Annotated in this window: 16 protein-coding genes; 2 read left to right on the top strand and 14 right to left on the bottom strand. The window is 71.8% G+C overall.

The features are described 5' to 3' along the window. Window positions 1–3: 3 nt before the first annotated feature. The 13 genes from ACIQOU_RS26955 to ACIQOU_RS26895 form a co-directional block, all read right to left on the bottom strand. The gene (locus tag ACIQOU_RS26955) at window positions 4–645 is read right to left on the bottom strand and encodes a 1-hydroxy-2-methyl-2-butenyl 4-diphosphate reductase (protein ID WP_401539986.1); all 642 of its coding nucleotides are present in this window, start codon (window positions 643–645) and stop codon (window positions 4–6) included. Next, window positions 645–2,651 carry a squalene--hopene cyclase gene (gene shc, locus ACIQOU_RS26950; protein WP_401539983.1) on the bottom strand — a complete coding sequence of 669 codons (2,007 nt, stop codon included), beginning with the start codon at window positions 2,649–2,651 and terminating at the stop codon, window positions 645–647. Before shc ends, ACIQOU_RS26955 begins: the two co-directional genes overlap by 1 nt. Window positions 2,652–2,770: 119 nt before the next feature. Further along, a complete protein-coding gene (locus ACIQOU_RS26945) occupies window positions 2,771–3,835 on the bottom strand; it encodes a polyprenyl synthetase family protein (RefSeq protein WP_401540528.1) in 1,065 nt (354 codons plus the stop codon). A 68-nt stretch (window positions 3,836–3,903) separates the two neighbouring features. Continuing rightward, the gene (gene hpnE, locus ACIQOU_RS26940) at window positions 3,904–5,331 is read right to left on the bottom strand and encodes a hydroxysqualene dehydroxylase HpnE (protein WP_401539981.1); all 1,428 of its coding nucleotides are present in this window, start codon (window positions 5,329–5,331) and stop codon (window positions 3,904–3,906) included. Window positions 5,332–5,464: 133 nt separating this feature from the next. Continuing rightward, window positions 5,465–6,418, bottom strand: a complete 954-nt coding sequence (gene hpnD / locus ACIQOU_RS26935) for a presqualene diphosphate synthase HpnD (protein WP_401539978.1) — start codon at window positions 6,416–6,418, stop codon at window positions 5,465–5,467. Next, on the bottom strand, window positions 6,415–7,317 hold the full coding sequence (hpnC, locus tag ACIQOU_RS26930; RefSeq protein ID WP_401539975.1) for a squalene synthase HpnC: 903 nt from the start codon (window positions 7,315–7,317) through the stop codon (window positions 6,415–6,417). Before hpnC ends, hpnD begins: the two co-directional genes overlap by 4 nt. 391 nt (window positions 7,318–7,708) lie before the next feature. Continuing rightward, the gene (locus ACIQOU_RS26925; protein WP_401539972.1) at window positions 7,709–8,500 is read right to left on the bottom strand and encodes an ABC transporter ATP-binding protein; all 792 of its coding nucleotides are present in this window, start codon (window positions 8,498–8,500) and stop codon (window positions 7,709–7,711) included. Continuing rightward, entirely contained in the window at window positions 8,493–9,422 is a 930-nt protein-coding gene (locus ACIQOU_RS26920; protein WP_401539970.1) for an ABC transporter permease, read from the bottom strand. The genes ACIQOU_RS26925 and ACIQOU_RS26920 overlap by 8 nt, the downstream gene beginning before the upstream one ends. A gap of 96 nt (window positions 9,423–9,518) precedes the next feature. After that, the gene (locus tag ACIQOU_RS26915) at window positions 9,519–10,391 is read right to left on the bottom strand and encodes a glycosyltransferase family 2 protein (protein WP_401540525.1); all 873 of its coding nucleotides are present in this window, start codon (window positions 10,389–10,391) and stop codon (window positions 9,519–9,521) included. Between the two features lie 5 nt (window positions 10,392–10,396). Continuing rightward, entirely contained in the window at window positions 10,397–11,176 is a 780-nt protein-coding gene (locus tag ACIQOU_RS26910) for a CDP-alcohol phosphatidyltransferase family protein (RefSeq protein WP_401539967.1), read from the bottom strand. Continuing rightward, window positions 11,154–12,215 carry an iron-containing alcohol dehydrogenase family protein gene (locus ACIQOU_RS26905; RefSeq protein WP_401539964.1) on the bottom strand — a complete coding sequence of 354 codons (1,062 nt, stop codon included), beginning with the start codon at window positions 12,213–12,215 and terminating at the stop codon, window positions 11,154–11,156. Before ACIQOU_RS26905 ends, ACIQOU_RS26910 begins: the two co-directional genes overlap by 23 nt. Beyond that, window positions 12,203–12,955 (bottom strand): sugar phosphate nucleotidyltransferase, encoded by a 753-nt coding sequence (locus tag ACIQOU_RS26900; protein WP_401539962.1) that lies wholly within the window; start codon window positions 12,953–12,955, stop codon window positions 12,203–12,205. The genes ACIQOU_RS26905 and ACIQOU_RS26900 overlap by 13 nt, the downstream gene beginning before the upstream one ends. Next, the gene (locus ACIQOU_RS26895; protein WP_401539960.1) at window positions 12,952–14,754 is read right to left on the bottom strand and encodes a DUF5941 domain-containing protein; all 1,803 of its coding nucleotides are present in this window, start codon (window positions 14,752–14,754) and stop codon (window positions 12,952–12,954) included. Before ACIQOU_RS26895 ends, ACIQOU_RS26900 begins: the two co-directional genes overlap by 4 nt. Before the next feature lie 405 nt (window positions 14,755–15,159). Here ACIQOU_RS26895 and ACIQOU_RS26890 point away from each other — a divergent pair, with 405 nt between their 5' ends. Both ACIQOU_RS26890 and idi read left to right on the top strand, forming a co-directional pair. After that, window positions 15,160–16,095: a cation diffusion facilitator family transporter gene (locus ACIQOU_RS26890; protein ID WP_401539958.1), complete on the top strand. Its 936-nt coding sequence runs from the start codon at window positions 15,160–15,162 to the stop codon at window positions 16,093–16,095. A 174-nt stretch (window positions 16,096–16,269) separates the two neighbouring features. Beyond that, complete coding sequence (gene idi, locus ACIQOU_RS26885; RefSeq protein WP_401539955.1) at window positions 16,270–16,863, top strand: isopentenyl-diphosphate Delta-isomerase; 594 nt, start codon at window positions 16,270–16,272, stop codon at window positions 16,861–16,863. 3 nt (window positions 16,864–16,866) lie between these two features. Here idi and ACIQOU_RS26880 read toward each other — a convergent pair whose 3' ends face one another. Continuing rightward, the gene (locus ACIQOU_RS26880; RefSeq protein ID WP_401540522.1) at window positions 16,867–17,370 is read right to left on the bottom strand and encodes an ATP-binding protein; all 504 of its coding nucleotides are present in this window, start codon (window positions 17,368–17,370) and stop codon (window positions 16,867–16,869) included. Between the last annotated feature and the right edge of the window lie 77 nt (window positions 17,371–17,447).

Raw genomic sequence — 17,447 nt, 5'->3', positions numbered from 1 at the left:
GGCTCACCTCCTGGGGAGCAACAAGGATCGGTGCCATTCGAAGAAAGCGGGAAGTACGGAGCGAAGAACGCGGAAGGCCGATATTCCACCGCGCACCGTGCCGATCCGGACCAGTTCATGTTCAGGAGCGTCCACGACCACCCGTACGGCCGCAACGGGGCGTGGTCCCGTGCGGACGGCGCTCAGGAGCGTCGCCGCGGATTCCATGTCGACGGCGATCGCGCCGGTGGCGAGCAGGTCCGAGCGTTCGGGGCCGCGCACCACGTGGTCGGAGCCGGTCAGCGGCCCGGTGTGGACGGTGCGTCCCGGCAGGGTCCGCACGAGTTCCTTGACGAGCAGTTCGGTGCCGACGCAGGCCACGGTCCCGTGCGGGTCCCGGGTCTCCTCGGCGACGACCAGGTCGCCGGGGTGCATGCCGGGGGCGAGCCCGGCGCAGAAGCCGGTGGCCAGCACGGCCGCGTCGGCGAGCTGCGGATCGGCGAGCATCCGCGTGACGGAGCGGTCGGCGGCCCGGGGGCCCATGCCGGTGCGCAGGACCGTGACCGGCCCGCCGGCGCCGCCGCGGTCACCGGCGCGCAGGGCGAGGTGCTCGATGCCGAGCGCGCAGGCGATCAGCAGCGGGGCCGGTGCGGGCTGGGTGCTCATCAGCCGCCCTCGACCTCGGGGAAGGGCTTCTTCGCGAAGGGCTCCCCGTTCAGGTACCGGCCGAGCGCGGTGAGCGGGAACACCTGCCGGTAGAGGTGGTAGTTGATGGAGAAGTCCCAGGGGAAGCCGGTGCCGGTGAAGTACGGCTCGTCCCAGGAGCCGTCCTCGCGCTGGGTGGCGGCGAGCCAGCCGACGCCCCGCTCGACGGCCTTGGAGTCGCGTTCACCGGCCGCCAGCAGCGCCATCAGCGCCCACCCGGTCTGGGAAGCCGTGGAGGCGCCCCGGCCGCTCCAGTGGGCGGGGTCCTGGTAGGAGCGCAGGTCCTCGCCCCAGCCGCCGTCGTCGTTCTGCACCGACTCCAGCCAGCCGACCGCGCGGCGGATCGCGGGGTGCGAGCGGGGGAAGCCGGCGGCGGTCAGCGCGGGCACCACGGAGCCGGTGCCGTAGACGTAGTTGACGCCCCAGCGCCCGAACCACGAGCCGTCGGGCTCCTGTTCGGCGAGCAGCCACTCGATGCCGCGCCGGGTGCGCGGGTCGTGGGCGAGGCCCTCGACGGCGAGCATCTCGACGACGTGCGCGGTGACGTCGGCCGACGGCGGGTCGATGACCTCACCGAAGTCGCAGAACGGCAGCCGGTTGGGGAACGGGCTGGTGTTGTCGACGTCGAAGGCGCCCCAACCGCCGTTCCTGGACTGCATACCGAGGTTCCAGCGCACCGCGCGCCCGATCGCGTTGTCGATGCGATCGGGGTCGTGGTGCCTGATCCGGCGCAGCGCCAGGCCCACTTCGGCGGTGTCGTCGATGTCGGGGTAGTTGTCGTTGTGGAACTCGAACGCCCATCCCCCGGGCGGGAGTTGGGGCCTGCGGACGGACCAGTCGCCGGGCCTGACGATCTCCTCGCCGAGCATCCAGTCGGCGGCGCGCACGAGTTGGGGGTGGTCGGCGGGGACTCCGGCGTCGACGAGGGCGATGACGGCCAGGCAGGTGTCCCACACCGGTGACTGGCAGGCCTCGATCATCCGGGCGCCGTCCTCGCGCCACACGGCGTACCGGTCGAGGGACTCGATCCCGGCCCGCATCACGGGGTGTTGGAGGTCGTAGCCCATCAGGTGCAGGGCGATCAGGGAGTACACGGCGGGGGGCTGGATGCCGCCCCAGCAGCCGTCGTTCTCCTGGCGTTCGACGATCCACCGGGTGGCGTGGTGCAGCGCGGCCGTGCGCAACCGGCGCACCGCGACCGAGCGGTAGCCGCGCACCACCTTGTCGAGCCGCTGGAAGAGCCCGTCCCAACTGGCCGCCGGGGCAAGGGGCTTGGGCGGGTTGGGGCAGAGCGGGTCGGTGTGCAGTTCGTCGAGCGGGAACGGCGCCGGGCGCACCGGGCGCTTCGCGGAGACGACGGTGAGCGGCACGATGGTCTGCCGCGCCCAGCAGCCGAAGTTGTAGATGTTGAGGGGGAACCACTTGGGGAAGTACAGGAGTTCCGGCGGGAGTTCGGGCAGGTCCTCCCACTTCCACCAGCCGAACAGGGCGAGCCAGATGCGGGTGAAGACGCGGGCCGAGGCGATGCCGCCGCGGGCCCGAATCCAGGTGGCGGCGCGGGCCATGTGCGGGGCGTCGGGCGTGTCACCGGCGAGTCTGAGGGCGACGTACGCCTCGATGGTGGCGGAGAGTTCGCCCGGTCCGCCGTAGAAGGTGGCCCAGGTGCCGTCGGGGCGTTGCAGGCCGCGGATGTGGAGTGCGGCGGCGCTGGTGGTGGCCTCGTCGCGGATGCCGAGGAACTGTCTGAGGAGCAGGTCCTCGGCGTCCATGGAGACGTTGGTCTCCAGGTCGCCCTTCCACCAGCCCTGCGGGTCCTGCTGGCCGAGCAGGAAGTCGGTGGAGCGCTGTACGGCGCGCAGGGCGGTCTCGTGCACCCCGGCGGCCCCGGGGGTGGTGCGTGCGGTGTCGCTGGCCGCGGCAGCGCGGGGAGGCATGGCCCCGGGGCTTCCGTCGGTCGTCGCTGTCATGGCTTCCCCTTCGCGTGCAGTCAGTTCGCATCGTGCTGCTGTGGGTCCGCCGTCGGCCGGTGCTGGGTGTCCCGAGACACCGGCCGGCGACTACGCGAGGATTATTCGGCCGATAGTGATCATCTCTTTCGTACGACGACGAAGTCGGCGAGCGCCGCGAACTGGGCCCGTACCCGGTCGGGCATGTCGATGGCGTCGAGGGATTCGAGGGCGATGGTGTGCTGACGGCGTGCTTCCTGGGCGGTCCACTCACGGCCGCCCGCTTCCTCGATGAGGGCGGCGCGGGCCGCGAACTCCTCCTCGGAGAAGTGCGCGAAGTCGCTGCTCTTGGCGTCGGCGGCGAGGATCTCGCCGAGCCGCTCGGAGGCCTCCCCGCCCGCCGCGAGGGCGGCCACGACCGGCAGCGACTTCTTGCGCTGGCGCAGGTCGCTCCAGGTCTGCTTGCCGGTGGAGACCGGGTCGCCCCAGATGCCGAGGAGGTCGTCGACGGCCTGGAAGGCGAGGCCGAGGTGGTAGCCGTACTTCTCCAGGGTGTCGGCGGTGCGGTCGTCGGCGCCGCCGAGCACCGCGCCGATGGAGCAGGCGCAGGCGAGCAGGGCGCCGGTCTTGTTGCCCTCCATCTCCAAGCACTCCTCGACGCTGACACGGTCGCGGTGCTCGTAGGAGATGTCCTGGGCCTGGCCGTCGATCAGGGCGCGGGTCGCGGCGGTCAGCCGGCGGGTGGCGCGGCCGGCCTCGACGGTGCCGAGTTCGAGGAGGACTTCGTTGCCGAGGGCGAACAGGGCGTCGCCGACCAGGATGGCCTGGGCGGGGCCGTGCAGCTTCCAGACGGTGTCGCGGTGGCGGCGCTGCTCGTCGCCGTCCATCAGGTCGTCGTGCAGCAGGGAGAAGTTGTGGACGAGTTCGACGGCGACCGCGCCGGGCACGCCGGCCTCGGGGGCGGCGCCGGTGACCTCGGCGGAGAGCACGGACAGGGCCGGGCGCACGGCCTTGCCGCCGTCGCCGTCGGCGGGGTTGCCCTCGGCGTCGATCCAGCCGAAGTGGTAGGCGGCGACGGTGTCCATGGGAGGGGCCAGGCGGTCAACGGCCGCCCTCAGTACCGGCGTGGCCAGGGTCCGGCCGCGTTCCAGGAGCGCGGTCACGTCCACCGCGGTCTCTTGGCCGGCGGTCGAGGCCGGGGGCACAGGGGGCACAGTCTCTCCTCTTGTTGCGGTACCGGAGGTGCGGGGGCCCGCCGCGCGCGCGTCGCGCGTCATGCCGCCTCCTCGAACTCGAAGAGGTGGGCGGGGCGGGGCCGGCCGAGGGCGCCGAGCGCGGCGTCCGCCGCGCTCACACCACTGCGGACCGCACTCTCCATGGTCGCGGGCCACCCGGTGGCGGTCCACGCTCCGGCCAGGTACAGGCCGGATGCCTTGGTACGGGCGCCCGGCCGCAGCCGTCCGACGCCGGGGGTGGGAGCGAAGGTCGCGGTGCGCTCCCTGGTCACGAAGAAGTCCGTCACCTCGGCACCGCGGGCACCGGGCAACAGCCGTTCCAGCTCGGGCAGATAACGCGCGCGCAGGGCGGCGACCGGCGCGTCGATCTCGTCCTGGGCGGCGGACTGGGACAGGGCGAGGTACTGGCCACCCTTGAGTCCGGAGGCGTCGGTGCGGTCGAAGACCCACTGCACCGGGGTGCCCAGGGCCGCGAAGAAGGGCCGGGCGAGGACCTGGCGGTCGTAGACGACATGGACGTTCAGGATCGGCGCGGTGCCGATCTCCAGGAGCCGGTCGGGGTCGTCGAGCGCGCCGGGCGGCAGCAGGTCGTACGCCTCACGCTGGGCAACGGCGAGAACGACGGCGTCCGCGCGCAGCGTCTCGCCGGGAACCTCGACGCTCCAACGGCCACTCTCGTCGGTGGACAGGGAGGTGACGCGAGTGCGGGTCTCGGTCCGCACGCCCGCGGAGTCGAGCGCCTTGCGGGCCAGCCGGTCGTGCAGTTCACCGAGCGGCACCCGGGCCCAGCCGATGTCGGCGGCGCCGGGGTCGGACAGCAGGCCGGTCTTGAACACCATCGCGGCCAGCGCCAGCGAGCAGTCACCGGCGACGGCGTTGAGGGTGGCGACGCCCACCAGGTCCCACAGCGCCTCGACGGCCCGCGCCGACTGACCGTGCGCGGCCAGCCAGCCGCCGAAGTCCTGGGCGTCCAGGGCCGGGTCGGTGAGGTCGAGGGCCTTGAGCGCGAGCGCGGCGCGGCCGACCTTCGCCCGCTCGGCGAGCGAGAGGTGCGGGTAGGCGGCGAGGCTGCGCCCCAGGTGCAGCGGCACCGGCAGCGGGTCCCGCCGCAGTCTGCCGAGCCGGCGCCCCTCGGGCCGGGCCAGGTCGACGACGGGCACGTCGAGACGGTTCTGCACCGGCGCGAGCGCGGTCCCCTCGATGCGGTCGAGGAACCAGCGGTAGGCGGTGCAGCAGCGCAGGTACACGTGCTGTCCGTTGTCGACCGTCAACGCGCCGCGCTGGAAGGAGAAGGCGAGGCCGCCGAGGCGGGGGCGGCCTTCGAGCAGGGTGACCCGTACACCGGCGTCGGCGAGGGCGAGGGCGGCGGTGACACCGGCAAGGCCGCCGCCGACCACGACGGCGTCCTTGGCGTGCGGCCCGCAGGCGCCCGCGACCGGTGTGCCGGCCCCCGTGGCGTCGTTCATCGTGGGTCCTTCCCCGCCCGGCCGCCGTTCCGGCCCCCGGCGCGGCGTGCCGTCGCCGTCAGGGACGCGGTGCCCGGGGCGCGGGTTGAGTGCCGTTTCGCGCCGTCGGCGCCGTCACAGCGGCGAGCGTCCATCAGGCCCGCCTCCTGACGGTCCGCCGGGTCACGTGCCGGGTGTCCAGGCCGGACAGACCGCGCACGGCGACATACGCCTTCTCCCGTCCGGGCAGCGAGACCCGGCCGCGCAGCACGGCCTGCGGGTCGCGCTCGATGCGGTCCAGGAGGCGGCGGTAGATGCCGGCCATGGCGGCGACACAGGCGCCGCTGCGCCGGTCGAGCATCGGCAGCAGCCGGTAGCCCTCGGCGAACAGCGCGCGGGCCCGTCGCACCTCGAAGTGGACGAGGCCCGCGAAGTCGGAGCCCTCCGGCGGGAGTTGGCCGTCGAACCCGGCCGAGCAGCCGAACTTCGCGAGGTCGTCGGCGGGCAGGTAGGTGCGTCCGCCCTGGGCGTCCTCGCGGACGTCGCGCAGGATGTTGGTCAGCTGGAGCGCGAGCCCCAGGGTGTCGGCGTACTCCGGCGCGCGTTCGGCGCCGCGCGCGCCGGGCTCGGTGCCGAACACGCCGAGCGAGAGCCGCCCGATGGCGCCGGCGACACACCGGCAGTAGACCTTGAGGTCGTCCCAGGTCTCGTAGGTCTCGCCGCGTACGTCCATCAGGACGCCGTCGATCAGCTCGTCCAGGCCGCCGAGCGGGACCGGGAAGGCCTCGGCGGTGTGCGCGAGGGCGACGGCGACCGGGTCGGTGTCGTCCTCGGCGACCTCGCCCTTGCGCACCCGGGTCAGCAGCGCCCGGGTCTCTTCGAGGCGCTCGCCCTTCACGTCGACGGGCAGGGTGCCGTCGCCGATGTCGTCGACGCGCCGGGAGAACGCGTACAGCGCCGACATGGCCCGCCGCTTCGACGTGGGCAGCAGCCGGATGCCGTACGCGAAGTTACGGGCCTGGGTTCCGGTGACGGCCTCGCAGTAGCGGTAGGCGGCGAGTACCGGTGCGGGCACGTGCTGTTGTTCCGACTCCACGGTCCGGATCACCTCTTTCCTCGCAGCGTCACGCCCACCTCGCGCAGCAGCTGGAGTCTGCCGGGCTTGGGCGGGCCGGGAAGTACGTCGTATTCGGCGGCGGCGATCGCGTGGACCGCCGCCTTTCCCCCTGCCACGAACCCGGCGAGCAGCAGCTTCAACCTGCCGTGGACGCTACCCACGAGGGGGGCGCCTTCATTCAGGAGGGTGAGGGCGCGTTCTGCTTCGAAGGCGACCAGCGCGCGCGCCGATGCGCCGGCGTGGGCGGTGGCGAGGTCGGATTCCTGCACGTGGAAGCGTTTCATGTCCTCTGCGGGCAGGTAGATGCGGTCGCGGCCGAGGTCCTCGGCGACGTCCTGCACATGTTCGACGATCTGTAGTGCGGTACAGATCGCGTCCGAGAGCCGGACGCGCTCGGGGGTCGAGGTGCCGGTGACGGCGAGGACGAGACGGCCGACGGGGTTGGCGGACAGCTCGCAGTAGGCGAGCAGGTCGTCGTAGGTCTCGTAGCGGGCCACCAGTTGGTCCTGGCGATTGGCGGCGATCAGCCCGAGGAAGGGTTCGGGGGTGAGCGCGCGGCGGCGGACCGTGGGTTGCAGGCGGCGCAGCAGGGGGTGGCGCGGGGTGGCGTCGAAGACGCGTGCGAGGTCGGCCTCGAAGGCGTCCAGCATCAGCAGCCGGTCATCGGCGTCCTGCGGGGCCACGTCGAGGAGGCGGGCGTCGGCGCCGCCGGGGGCCAGGTCGCCGTCGCCGATGTCGTCGACCAGGCGGGCGAAGCCGTAGACGGCCATGAGGTCGTCGCGCCAGTCCCTGGGGAGGAAGAAGGGGGCCACCGGGAAGTTCTCGGCGGCGGCCTTGTCGAGGGTGGAGCGCTCCGGCTCGGTGAGGCGTGGCGTGCGGGATCTCGTCACCGTCGGCCGCCCGGGGCGGGGACGGCACGTGCTGCGCGGAGCCGGGGAGTTTCCGTAGCCATTGCCGTCACATCTCCCGTTCTACACTGCCGACCCAATACACACTATTTCGGACACGCCGCCCAGATGTACGCACGGCCTGCTCAGTCGAGGGTGTGGCGCATTATCGCCCCGATTGCCGCTTTTTCAGCACTGCTCCAGCTTACGTTGTACAACGTGACGCGGATCGTCGGGGTGTCCCGCAGATCACAACAACACACCGATCGGCGCCAAGATTCCTTCGGCCGGGCGGAGTTGGGGTTTTCTTGGCAGACGCGGGGCCCCGCCGGAACTGCTCCGGCGGGGCCCTTCGACGCCTGTGCGGCAGGTCGGCCCATTTCCCGGGCGGACTCTACTTGCCCGTGAACTTCTCGTACTCCTTGAGAACCTCTTCGGTGGGTCCGTCCATCCGGAGTTCGCCGCGTTCCAACCAGAGCACGCGGTCGCAGGTGTCGCGGATCGACTTGTTGTTGTGGCTCACCAGAAAGACCGTTCCGGCTTCCTTGCGCAGTTCCCTGATGCGTTCCTCGGAGCGCTTCTGGAACTTGCGGTCGCCGGTGGCCAGCGCCTCGTCGATCATGAGCACATCGTGGTCCTTGGCGGCGGCGATGGAGAACCGCAGCCGGGCCGCCATGCCGGAGGAGTAGGTGCGCATCGGCAGGGTGATGAAGTCGCCCTTCTCGTTGATGCCCGAGAAGTCGACGATGCCCTGGTAGCGCTCCTTGATCTGCTCGCGGGTCATCCCCATCGCGAGCCCGCCCAATATGACGTTCCGCTCGCCCGTCAGGTCGTTCATCAGGGCCGCGTTGACGCCGAGCAGGGAGGGCTGGCCGTCGGTGTAGACCTTGCCGCGCTCGGCCGGCAGCAGCCCGGCGATGGCCCGCAGCAGGGTCGACTTGCCGGAGCCGTTGGAGCCGATCAGTCCGATCGCCTCGCCCCGGTGCGCGACGAAGGAGACCCCGCGCACGGCGTGCACCTTGCGCACGCCCCGCTCCTCGCGCCGCCTGACGATCCGGCTCAGCGCCGAGGTGGCGCTGCCCTTGCCGGTCTTGGCGCCGTTGACGCGGTAGACGATGTGGAGTTCGTCGGCGATGACGGTGGGGATGGGCTCGCCGGCCCGCTCGGTCTGCTTGTGCTCAGCCACGGCCGTACCGCTCCTCAGCCTTCCAGAAGTACACGAAGCCACCCACGGCGAACAGCAGCGCCCAGCCGCCGGCGGCGGCCCAGACGTGGTCGGGGAGGTTGGCGGCGGCGTAGTCCTCGATCAGCGCGAAGCGCATCAGGTCCATGTAGATCGAGGCCGGGTTCCATTGCAGGACGGTGGCCACCCACTGCGGCTTGTCCGCGAGCATCACCGGGATGGAGAACATCACGCCGGACGCGTACATCCACGTCCGCATCACGAACGGCATCAGCTGGGCGAGGTCCGGGGTCTTCGCGCCGGCCCGGGCCATGATCAGCGCGAGGCCGGTGTTGAAGAGGAACTGCAAGGTGAGCGCCGGCAGGATCAGCAGCCAGGACAGGGTCGGCATGGAGCCGAAGCCCACCGCGACCGCGAACAGCACGATCATCGAGAACAGCAGCTGCTGGAGCTGCTGGAGGGCGAACGAGATCGGCAGCGAGGCCCGCGGGAAGTGCAGGGCCCGCACCAGGCCGAGGTTGCCGGAGATCGCGCGCACGCCCGCCATCACCGAGGACTGCGTGAACGTGAACACGAACACGCCGGTGACCAGGAACGGGATGTACACGTGCCGGGGCATGCCCCGGTCGGCCTTCAGGATGAGACCGAAGATGAAGAAGTAGACGGCCGCGTTGAGCAGCGGGGTCGCCACCTGCCACAGCTGGCCCAGCTTCGCCTGGCTGTACTGCGCGGTCAGCTTCGCCCGGGAGAAGGCGAGGATGAAGTGCCGCCGGTTCAGCAGCTGGCGGACGTACTGGACGAGCGAGGGCCGGGCGCCGCTCACGGTCAGCCCGTGCCGGTCGGCCAGCTGGGCCGCCGTGAGGCCGTCGTCGGGCGGCACGGGCTTGCTCAGGGCGACCGTGCCGTCGTGCGTTGTCTCACTCACTGGGGGAAACTTTCGTCTTCGGGATGCGCAGCCGGGTGCGGGCATGACATGAGGCCGGACCCGGTCCGGGGCCGAACGCTCACAGGGACGAGCTTGTCAGATCACCGGAGGACGGCCCAGCCGGGTCAGCCGCCACACCGTACGCCACTTCATGGGCCTGCGGGGTCCGCACGGTGTGCTCCAGCCTTCCCGGAAACCGCCGAACCACGCCTTCAGGGCGGGGCGCGAGGGCCGGCGCAGCAGCGTGAGCAGCATCCAGACCCCGAGGTAGACGGGGACCAGGGGGGCGGGGAGGTTGCGGCGGGCCAGCCAGACGCGGTTGCGGGCGACCATCCGGTGGTAGACCGCGTGCCGGGAGGGGGCGGTCGTGGGGTGCAGCAGCACCATGTCGGCGCGGTAGTCGATCAGCCAGCCTGCGTCGAGGGCCCGCCAGGCGAGGTCGGTCTCCTCGTGGGCGTAGAAGAAGGCGTCGGGCAGGCCGCCGACCTCGGCGAGGACCTGGGTGCGGACGGCGTTGGCGCCGCCGAGGAAGGTGGTGACCCGGGAGGAGCGCATCGGGTCGGCGGCCCGCAGCCGGGGCACGTGACGGCGCTGGGTGACGCCGGTGTCGGGGTCGGCGATGCGGAAGCTGACGATGCCGAGCTTGGGGTCGGTCGCGAAGGCCTGGCGGCAGAGTTCGGCGGTGTCGTGCTGGGCGAGGAGGCCGTCGTCGTCGAGGAAGAGCAATATGTCGACGTCGCGGCCGCTGGGGCCGAAGGCCTCGATGCCGACGTTGCGGCCGCCGGGGATGCCGAGGTTCTCGGGCAGTTCGACCGTGCGGACGCCGTCGGGGACGTCCGGGACGGGTGAGCCGTTGCCGACGACGACCGCCTCGACCGGGTCGCCGTCCTGCTTGGCGACCGAGTCGAGCAGCGCGCGCAGTTCCTCGGGGCGGTTGCCCATGGTGATGATGACGGCGCCGACCTTCAGGGCGCTCATCGCAGCCTGCTCGACGCCAGGATCGAGACCAGGTGCAGCACGGTCTGGAGCATCGCGATGCCGGCCAGCACGGCGACGCCGAGCCGGGAGAAGAAGAGGTCGCCGCGGATCTGGTCGACGACGGCGAGGGCGAGGATCAGCAACGTCGCCTCGATGCCGAGGATCAGCCGGTGGAACTGGAGGGCGGCGGCGGCCCGGCGGGCCAGCGCCATGCCGGAGGAGCGCATCTCCGCGGCGGCCTCCTTGACCGGGGGCAGGCCGCCCTGGTGCCGGGCGACGCCGACCAGGTCGGTCTCGGCCTTGATCAGGATGGCGCCGAGCGCGGCGAGGGTGCCGAGGAAGGCCCACAGCCAGTCGATGCGTCCGGTGCCCCACAGGTCGGCGGCGCGCAGGCCGAACCCGACCAGGACGGCCGCGTCGGTGAGGTAGGCGCCGACCCGGTCCAGGTAGACGCCGCCCAGCGAGAACTGCTGCTTCCAGCGGGCGACCTCGCCGTCGACGCAGTCCAGGAGCAGGTACATCTGGACGGCGACGACGCCGAGGACGGCGCCCGTGATCCCCGGCACCAGCAGCGCCGGGGTGGCGAGGACGCCGAAGAGGGTCATCAGGTAGGTGAGCTGATTGGGCGTGACCCTGGTGTTCACCAGGTAGCGGTCGACGCGCAGGGACACCTCTCGCATGTAGAGGCGCCCCATCCAGTGCTCACCACTGCGCCGGTCCTTCACCCCCGCGGGGTGGACGACCGGGCGGAGTTCAGCTACCGATGGCCTTGACATAGTCGGCGTAGGTGTCCTTGATCTGGTCGGTCTTGAGGTCGAGGTGTTCGAGGATGGTGTAGCGGCCGGGGCGGGTCTCGGGGGCGAACTCGACGGCGCGCACGAACTCCGCGACCGTGAACCCGATGTCCTCCGGGAGCACCGGCAGGTGGTGGCGGCGCAGGACCTCCGCCATGTACGCGGCCTGTTCATGGGCTCCGCGCAGATACATCGCGAAGGCCGCGCCCAGGCCGCACTGCTCGCCGTGGCTGGCGGCGCGCTTGGGGAAGAGCAGGTCGAAGGCGTGGTTGATCTCGTGGCAGGAGCCCGAGGCGGGGCGCGAGTCGCCGGAGATCGACATGGCGACCCCGGTGAGGACCAGCGCCTCGGCGAGCACCTGGAGAAAGTCGCCGTCGCCGATGTCGCCGGGGTGGCGCAGCACGGCCTCGCCGGCCTGGCGGGCCATGGCTGCGGCGAGACCGTCGATCTTCTCGCCCTTGACCCGGTTGGCCAGCTCCCAGTCCGCGACGGAGTTGATGTTCGAGATGGCGTCGCCGATACCGGCCCGCACGAACCGCGCCGGAGCCTCCCGGATGACGTCCAGGTCGACGACGACGGCGATCGGGTTGGGCACGCCGTAGGAGCCGCGGCCCGCGTCGTTGTCGAGGGTGGCGACCGGTGAACAGAGGCCGTCGTGCGCGAGGTTGGTCGGCACGGCGACCAACGGCAGGCCGACGCGCGCCGCGGCGAACTTGGCGCAGTCGATGATCTTGCCGCCGCCGAGGCCCACCACGGCGTCGTAGTGGCCGGTCTTTATGTCGGTGGCCAGCCGGACGGCGTCGTCGAGGGTGCCGCCGCCGACCTCGTACCAGGTGGCGCCGGGCAGCGAGGGCGCGAGGCGCTCACGCAGCCGGGCGCCTGAGCCGCCGCTGACGGCGACGGCGAGCTTGCCGGAGTGCGAGATCCGCTCGTCGGCGAGGACGCAGGCGAGGTCGTCGAGGGCACCCGCGCGGATGTCGACGACGACCGGCGAGGGAATCAGCCGGGTCAGTACTGGCATGCGATCTCCCGTCCGCGAGCGAGATCGTCGTGGTTGTCGATCTCCACCCAGGTGACGTCACCGATCGGCGCGACGTCGATGCGGAAGCCGCGGTTCACCAGTTCCTGGTAGCCGTGCTCGTAGAACTGCTGCGGGTCGGCCTCCCAGACCGTCTTCAGCGCGTCGGCCAGCTCGGGGGCGGCGTCGCCCTCGATGAGCGTGACGCCGATGTACTCGCCGGTCGCCTCGGCCGGGTCCATCAGCTTGGTGATCTTCGTCATGCCCTTGGCGGGGTCGACGACGACCTTCATCTCCTCGTCGGCGAGGGACTTCACGGTGTCGAGGGCGAGGATGATCCGCCGGCCCTCACCGCGGGCGGCGAGCAGCGTCCGTTCGACGGAGACGGGGTGCACGGTGTCGCCGTTGGCGAGGATCACGCCGTCCTTGAGGGCGTCCCGGCCGCACCACAGGGAGTAGGCGTTGTTCCACTCCTCGGCCTTGTCGTTGTCGATGAGGGTGAGCGTGAGGCCGTACTTGGCCTCCAGCGCCTCCTTGCGGGCGTAGACGGCTTCCTTGCGGTAGCCGACGATGATCGCGACCTCGGTCAGACCGATCTCGGCGAAGTTGCCGAGGGTCAGGTCCAGGACCGTGATGCTGTCCTCTATCCCCGCGGGCCCCACCGGCACCAGCGCCTTGGGCAGGCTGTCGGTGTAGGGGCGCAGACGCCGTCCGGCGCCGGCCGCGAGCACGAGGCCGATCATGCGGGTTCTCCTTCATCGTGTACGGCGGGCGCGCCTCCCAGATGGGAGGCCACCCAGAAGCGGATGCTCTCGACGAGCACCAGCAGGGCAACGGCCACGGCGAGCACCGTGAGCGCGAGCGCGAACTGCGCGCCGGTGAGCAGCGCGGCGAGGACGACCACGAGCAGCGTCCGCCCCTCGTGCCCCCCGATGGCGCGCACCAGCCAGGCGGGCGGCGCTCCGGCGTCCCCGCGGATGCGGTACACCGTGTCGTAGTGATGGTAGGCGACGGCGGCCACCAGCCCGAAAGCCGCAGGAAGCGCCCCGTTCACGTCCGCTTTCGCCGCGAGGACCAGCACGGTGACGTATTCGGCGGCCCGGAAGAAGGGCGGCACCAGCCAGTCGAGGGCGCCCTTGAGGGGGCGGGCGACGGCGCGCGCGGAGGCCAGGACGGAGAGCACGGCGCAGCCGACGGTGGCCCAGGAGGCGCCCCAGAGCAGGGCGGGGACGACGACGAGGGCGGCGGCGAGGGCCGCGGCGACGGCGGCGGGGACCCCGAGGCGTCCCGCCCCGGCGCGCACCAGGAGCGCGGTGAGCGGGCCGCTGTCGGCGAGGTCGGCGAGCGCCCGGGCGGCGCGGTCGGTGCGGCGCGCCGTGCGGGTCACCGAGCGCAGCACCCGGCCGGCGGTGGTGTAGAGGGCGGCGAGGGCGCAGCCGACGAGCAGGACGGAGAGGGTGATGCGGGGGGTCGTCACGGCCGTCAGGACGGCGATCATCGCCCAGCGTTCACCGATCGGCAGGACGATCATCCGGCGCAGCCAGACCGTCCAGCCGACGCTGTCGAGCTTGTCGGAGAGGGCGGCGGTGGGGCTGGTGTTGGCGTCGGCGTCGTGGTTCGCCTCGTTGAAGGAGAAGTCGACGACGTGCCGGCAGGTCTGGAGGATCATCGCGCCGAGCGCGAGGGCCCATACGTCGTCGCCGCCACGGGCCGCGCCGAGCGCGAGTCCGGCGTAGTAGGCGTACTCCTTGGCGCGGTCGAAGGTGGCGTCGAGCCAGGCGCCGAGGGTGGAGTACTGGAGGGAGTAGCGGGCGAGCTGGCCGTCGGTGCAGTCCAGGACGAACGACGCGATCAGCAGGACGCCGGCCGCGACGAAGCCGCCCCGGGTGCCGGTGGCCGCGCAGCCCGCCGCGATCAGCGCGGTGAGCAGGGAGGCGGTGGTGACCTGGTTGGGGGTCAGTCCGCGCCGGGCGCACCAGCGGGCCAGATAGCGGGAGTAGGGGCTGATGAAGAAGGTGGTGAAGAAGCCGTCGCGGGCCTTGACCGCCGACTTGAGGCGAACGGCCTCGTCGTCGACGGCGGCGACGGCCTGCCGTGCTTCGTTGCGGGCCTGCGGGTCGGCCGGGACGGCGGCGACCAGGCTGCCGAGGTCGGGGCGGCGCACATCGGCGTCGTCGGCGTCGAGGGCGGCGGTGATGCGGTCGGGGAGGCTGTCGACGGCGACCGTGGTGGCGCCGCCCGCGCTGTTCTCCCGGGCCATCGCGCGGGTCAGCTGGCGGCGGGCGGCCGGCTGGGCGGTGACGGCGCCGGGGATCGCGGCGAGCGGGAAGCGCGGGTCGGTGAGGCCGAGGCGCAGCGCGTGCGGGTGGCCGACGAAGCGGGCGTCGACGACGGCGACCCGTTCCTCGCCGTCCACCTGGGCCAGCAGCGTCTCCGCCTCGGCGGGGTGTGCGGCGATCCGGACGTCGAAGCCGAGGGAGCGTAGATCACTCTCGATCGACGCTCCGGGCACCGGCGGTCCGGTGAGGATGGCGGTCGACAACCGAACTCACTCCCTGAGTGCCGACGCGGGGGCGCCGGTCATGAGCATGACGTGGGGGGCGCGCCGTGGCCGAGCCAGGCGGGCGATGTGTCGGCAGAGGCTATCGGATGCCCGGAGGCGTGCGTTCACCGCCCGTTCACGGGCTGCTCGACGCCCACTCCACCGGCCTTCGCCGAGATCATCATGGGTGATCGAAGGGCCCGTCGACAAACCGCGCACCCAGACCGGGCATCCGGGACATGACAGCGCTCGGCACCGGACGGCGCGGGGGAACTGAGGCTGCCCTGACCTGCGCTTCGTTTCCGCAGGTCAGATGAGATGACAACGGTGTTCAGTGCCGCGTTGCGGATACCCCCCACCCGTAGTTCACTGTCCACCCGGACCGAGCGAAGGAGGGCTGCCGTCATGGGGGCTGGGCACGACCACGGGCACACGCACGCGCCGACCACGGGGACGGCGGCCGCCGCGTACCGGGGACGGCTGCGGGTGGCGTTGGCGATCACGCTCGGCGTGATGGTGGTGGAGGTGATCGGCGGGCTGCTCGCCGACTCGCTCGCGCTGGTCGCGGACGCGGCGCACATGGCCACGGACGCGCTGGGCCTGGGCATGGCGCTGCTCGCGATCCACTTCGCCAACCGCCCGGCGGTCGGCAACCGCACCTTCGGCTACGCCCGCGCCGAGATCCTGGCGGCGCTCGCCAACTGTCTGCTGCTGCTCGGCGTCGGCGGCTATGTGCTGGTCGAGGCGGTCCAGCGGTTCATCACCCCGGCCGCCACCGAGGGCGGGCTGACCATCGTGTTCGGTGCGATCGGTCTGGTCGCCAACATGGTGTCGCTCACGCTGCTGGTGCGCGGCCAGCAGGAGAGCCTGAATGTGCGGGGGGCGTTCCTGGAGGTGGCGGCGGACGCGCTGGGCTCGCTCGCGGTGATCCTCTCGGCGGTGGTGATCCTGACGACGGGCTGGCAGGCGGCCGACCCGATCGCCTCGCTCGTCATCGGCCTGATGATCGTGCCGCGCACCCTGAAGCTGCTGCGCGAGACCCTCGACGTGCTCCTGGAGACGGCGCCCAAGGGCGTCGACATGGCGGAGGTCCGCTCCCACATCCTGGGTCTCGACGGCGTCGAGGACGTCCATGACCTGCACGCCTGGACGATCACCTCGGGGATGCCGGTGCTGTCGGCGCATGTGGTCGTGCGCTCGGACGTGCTCAGCGCGATCGGCCACGAGAAGATGCTGCACGAGTTGCAGGAGTGCATCGGCGACCACTTCGACGTGGAGCACTGCACCTTCCAGCTGGAGCCGGTCGGGCACGCCGAGCACGAGGCCAAGCTCTGTCACTGAGGCGGCCGTCCGGCCCGCGGGAATAGGGGGCGCACTGGTGTTTTTCGCGCGCCTACCCGCCCTTCTTCACCACCCCAGATTGCATCCGGAACAGACGAAGGCGCCGGTAAGTTCCGGGAGCGCCTGATTCGTACGGCAGACTGGGGGGCGCAAGGACCGATGCGAAGGATGGGTATGCCGATCACACCTGCCACCGCGACGCACAGCTCGTCGAACGGCACCGCGGACGCGATCTTGCTGGAACTGGTAGACGAGGACGGCGTCACGATCGGCACCGCGGAGAAACTCGCCGCGCACCAGCCACCCGGACAACTGCACCGCGCCTTCTCCGTCTTCCTCTTCGACGAGCGCGGCCGACTGCTGCTCCAGCAGCGGGCGTTGGGCAAGTACCACTCCCCCGGAGTCTGGTCCAACACCTGCTGCGGGCACCCCTACCCGGGCGAGGCGCCGTTCGCGGCGGCGGCCCGGCGCACGTACGAGGAGCTGGGGGTGTCGCCCTCGCTGCTCGCGGCGGCCGGCACCGTCCGCTACAACCACCCGGACCCGGCGTCCGGGCTGGTCGAGCAGGAGTACAACCACCTGTTCATCGGCCTGGTGCAGTCCGCGGCGCGGCCCGACCCGGAGGAGGTCGGGGAGATCGTGTTCGTGACCCCCGCCGAACTGGCCGAGCGGCACGCGCGGGACACGTTCTCGGCCTGGTTCATGACGGTGCTGGACACGGCCCGTCCGGCGATCAGGGAGCTGACGGGCCCGTCCGCGGGCTGGTGACCGTCAGGCCACCGGTACGGGTTTGAGCGGCAGGGCGGCCCAGATCACCTTGCCGCCGCTCGCGGTGTGCTCGACGTCGCAGACGCCGCCCACCTCCCGGGTGATCTCCCCCACCAGGAGCAGCCCCCGCCCACCGGTGCGACCGTGGTCGGTCTCCAGGGCGGTCGGGCGGTAGGGGTGGTTGTCCTCCACCGACACCCGCACCCACGCGGGGCCGACGGCGATCTCCACGGCGAACGTCGGCGACAGCAGCGCCGCGTGTTTGACCACGTTGGTGACCAGCTCGGAGACGATCAGCAGGAGGCCCTGCACCAGATCGTCGGAGACCGGCACGCCCTGCCGGTGCAGCAGGTCCCGCACCGCATGTCTCGCCTGCGGGACCGAGGCGTCGACGGCGGGTGCCGTGAACCTCCAGACGCCCTCGTAGGGCAGCGGTTCATGTCCTGCGGGAACCCCTTCCGTCGTGTCGTCCGGGCGTGGGCCTGCCCCGCGCCCCTGGTTGTCCATCGTCCGGTCGCCACCCTCGCACTCGGTTGTCACCACCCGTCGAATGGTGGCAACGGCGGCCCCGCGCCCGGAAACCT

The organism is Streptomyces sp. NPDC091279, assembly GCF_044757465.1.
Lineage (GTDB): Bacteria > Actinomycetota > Actinomycetes > Streptomycetales > Streptomycetaceae > Streptomyces.
The sequence above is the reverse complement of the archived record's forward strand: the minus strand, read 5'-3'. Positions and strand labels throughout refer to the sequence as shown.

Excerpts from the sequence above, each read along its gene's own strand:
- ACIQOU_RS26905 (WP_401539964.1), bottom strand. The coding sequence starts at position 12,215 with ATGCCAGTACTGACCCGGCTGATTCCCTCGCCGGTCGTCGTCGACATC.
- hpnE (WP_401539981.1), bottom strand. The coding sequence starts at position 5,331 with ATGAACGACGCCACGGGGGCCGGCACACCGGTCGCGGGCGCCTGCGGG.
- ACIQOU_RS26890 (WP_401539958.1), top strand. The coding sequence starts at position 15,160 with ATGGGGGCTGGGCACGACCACGGGCACACGCACGCGCCGACCACGGGG.
- idi (WP_401539955.1), top strand. The coding sequence starts at position 16,270 with ATGCCGATCACACCTGCCACCGCGACGCACAGCTCGTCGAACGGCACC.
- shc (WP_401539983.1), bottom strand. The coding sequence starts at position 2,651 with ATGACAGCGACGACCGACGGAAGCCCCGGGGCCATGCCTCCCCGCGCT.
- ACIQOU_RS26910 (WP_401539967.1), bottom strand. The coding sequence starts at position 11,176 with ATGTCAAGGCCATCGGTAGCTGAACTCCGCCCGGTCGTCCACCCCGCG.
- ACIQOU_RS26900 (WP_401539962.1), bottom strand. The coding sequence starts at position 12,955 with ATGATCGGCCTCGTGCTCGCGGCCGGCGCCGGACGGCGTCTGCGCCCC.
- ACIQOU_RS26955 (WP_401539986.1), bottom strand. The coding sequence starts at position 645 with ATGAGCACCCAGCCCGCACCGGCCCCGCTGCTGATCGCCTGCGCGCTC.
- ACIQOU_RS26880 (WP_401540522.1), bottom strand. The coding sequence starts at position 17,370 with ATGGACAACCAGGGGCGCGGGGCAGGCCCACGCCCGGACGACACGACG.